General features: G+C 56.4%; 2 protein-coding genes. Both read left to right on the top strand.

All coding sequences use genetic code 11. The features are described from left to right. Positions 1-458 precede the first annotated feature (458 nt). Positions 459-1,616 carry an HlyD family secretion protein gene (locus I6F36_RS38395; protein WP_225173239.1) on the top strand — a complete coding sequence of 386 codons (1,158 nt, stop codon included), beginning with the start codon at positions 459-461 and terminating at the stop codon, positions 1,614-1,616. Next, positions 1,616-2,824: glycosyltransferase (locus I6F36_RS38390; RefSeq protein WP_225173238.1), on the top strand; the 1,209-nt coding region annotated here is incomplete at its 3' end. The genes I6F36_RS38395 and I6F36_RS38390, both read left to right, overlap by 1 nt.

Below are 2,824 nucleotides of genomic sequence, written 5' to 3'. Positions count from 1 at the left end.
TCGGCTGTGGCCTTTTGACGCAATGACACGAGCTGCCACATGGAGTCGGTCTCAATAGCACGTCACAAAAACTGCCCTCAATGTGGCTCTGCATTGGTCCACCTCGAGTGGCATGAACGCATCGGTGCGCGGGGGGTCCAAGATCTCTGGCGCTGCTGGAACTGCAGGAATGAATTCATGACCGTTTGCACTTCTGACGATACGGATCCTCCTGCCGCTGAGATCACGAAGCTCTTCTTTACCAGCCTGTTAGTCTGATCATGACGCCTGACCCGCTAACACTTGCATCCGAGCGGACTTGGCAATCCAAAGCAGGGCGGAGGGTCGCTTAGGCGAAAACGATTGGACCGTAGGCTGCTCAGTAATACGCTGCGCGACCCTCCCGTCATAAATGCAGTTGGAATGTCCTTATGAGGCTCGTACGTGCAATCGTCGGCTTGGCCCTGTCGGCAGTGGGATTGTACGTTATTATCGGTGAGCACTTCGCTGGAACATCGGCGGACGCTACACTCAATGCTCGGCTCTACATCGTTCGCGCCCCAATCGAAGGAAAGGTAACGCTTGCCGTAAAGAGCATCGGCGCGCGCATTAGTCCCGGCGAGCTCATAGCAGAAATCAACGACCAACGCTTCGATACCGCGAGGCTTCTTGAGCTTGATCGCGATCGCACGAACCAGCAGATCGAGCTCAACCGTCTCGTTGGCCAGCGAGAGGCCTTGTCCGCATCCAGGTCTCGCTTCGATGTTCAATCAACTGATTACCAGCCCGGAAGGGTTCGGCAGATTGAGGCTCGAATTGCCGAAACGAAAGCAGCTCAAGACGCTGCGGCCACACGCCTTCGTCAAGCGGACGCAGAATGCAAGCGAGCAAACGAACTGAGCACGCGTGGTGTACAGACGGCGGCGAATTTGGATCGCGCTCGTGCAACTTACGACGTCGCGCAGCAAGAACTGGAGAGTGCGCAGCAGCGAGTGAAATATTTGGAGACGGAACTTACGTCCGCTCGCGAGGGCGTCTTCATCGGGGAGTCCTATAACGACGCTCCCTCCTCGGCCCAACGTATCCGAGAGCTCGAGCAGCGGTTGGCCGAGCTAAATGTCGACAAGGAGCAGGTGAAAGCACGTATTGTACAGCTCGACCGGCAAGTCGATGCCGAGCGTCTTCGTGTCAATAATCTGAGCTTCGCTACCCTTAATGCCAGCGTCGTTGGTCTGGTCTGGGACATACTAATAGACGATGGCCAATACGCGCGGCGCGGCCAGGATCTCGTCAAGATCGTAGACTGCAGTACCCAGATTGTCACCGCGGGCGTCAGCGAATCTCTCTACGACGGTCTCTCGGTGGGAACGGCCGCGCAATTTCGGTTGTTTCGAGATGATCGTATTTTCAATGGAACCATAACCCGCCTTGGCGGATCCGGTGCGGCCTCGCTCTACACCAATTTTGCTGTGGGTCCAAGTGCGCAACATCTCCAGCGCTTTGATGTCACAGTGACAGTTCCAGACCTTGCAGGAGAGGCAGATCTCGGCTGCGCGATTGGACGTACTGGACGCGTCATCTTCACAGCTGGCCCAATCGCACAATTCCGTCGCTTTATAACGCGGTACGGACTCTGATGATTCTGCTGTCGCCACTCGTTGCTGCCTTCGCAGGCGCCGCCTTCATAATTGGGCTCTGCCTTACCGTCTTTCCGTTTCTCAATCCGATGAAGTGGTATTGGCGCGCTCTGCTCCTGGGGACGGCTGCCGTACTGTCTTGGCGTTATATGGCTTGGCGCTTCACCGAAACGCTGGCGCCCCTCGACTGGACTGCGGACGCGCTGTTCAGTTGGGCATTCGCCATCCTCGAAGCTCTGACGATGCTTTCCTCTACCATCGCGTTTTTCATACTGTCGCGGGTGAAAGAGCGGTCGGCAGAAGCAGACCGGTACTCCGAATGGTGGCTGCCTGGAGAAGCGCCGCGTGTGGACGTCTTTATCACGACTTACAACGAGCCGTCGGAAGTGCTCGAGCGCACGATCATTGGCGCGGCGCAAATCCGCTATCCACGGCTTCGGATTTTTATCCTCGACGACGGCGCCAGGAATTGGGTGCGGCAACTTTGCGAGCTGCACGAAATCGGATATCTCGCACGCTCGGATAAGGAGCACGCTAAAGCGGGAAACGTTAACCATGCACTTCGCGCGTGCGCCCGCGATCCAGCCCCCCCGGTCTTTGTCGCTGTACTTGACGCAGATTTCGTTCCCCATGCGGACTTCATCGAGCGGACGCTAGCGTTGTTTCACGAGCCAAGCGTCGCACTCGTGCAACCCCCGCAGCACTTCTTCAATCCTGATCCGATCCAACATAACCTTGGAATAAGCACCGCATATCCGGATGAACAACGTCATTTCTTTGACAACGTCGAGCCAGCGCGGGACGCTTGGGGGATTGCCATCTGCTGTGGGACATCATCCGTAATGCGGGTACCGGCCGTCGAGCAGATTGGCTGGATTCCAACACAAAGCGTAACCGAGGACTTCCTACTCACCCTCAAGCTTGCGGAAAACGGCTGGCAAACTGTGTACCTTAACGAGCCATTGACTGAAGGTTTGGCTCCCGAAGGACTGAAAGAGTATATTACTCAGCGTGGACGGTGGTGCCTCGGCTTGATGCAAATTGTCCGCAACTCATACAGCCCCTTTGGCATGCGCAGCCTTGGTCTGATGCATCGAATCGGGATCCTCGATTCATTGCTCTACTGGCTCAGCACTTTTCCCTTCAGGCTTGCCAGCCTGATTTGCCCACTGTTGTACTGGTGGTTCGGCATCACCATCGTGAACGCG

This window comes from Bradyrhizobium sp. BRP19 (assembly GCF_020194195.1).
Taxonomy (GTDB): domain Bacteria; phylum Pseudomonadota; class Alphaproteobacteria; order Rhizobiales; family Xanthobacteraceae; genus Bradyrhizobium; species Bradyrhizobium yuanmingense.
The sequence above is the reverse complement of the archived record's forward strand: the minus strand, read 5'-3'. Positions and strand labels throughout refer to the sequence as shown.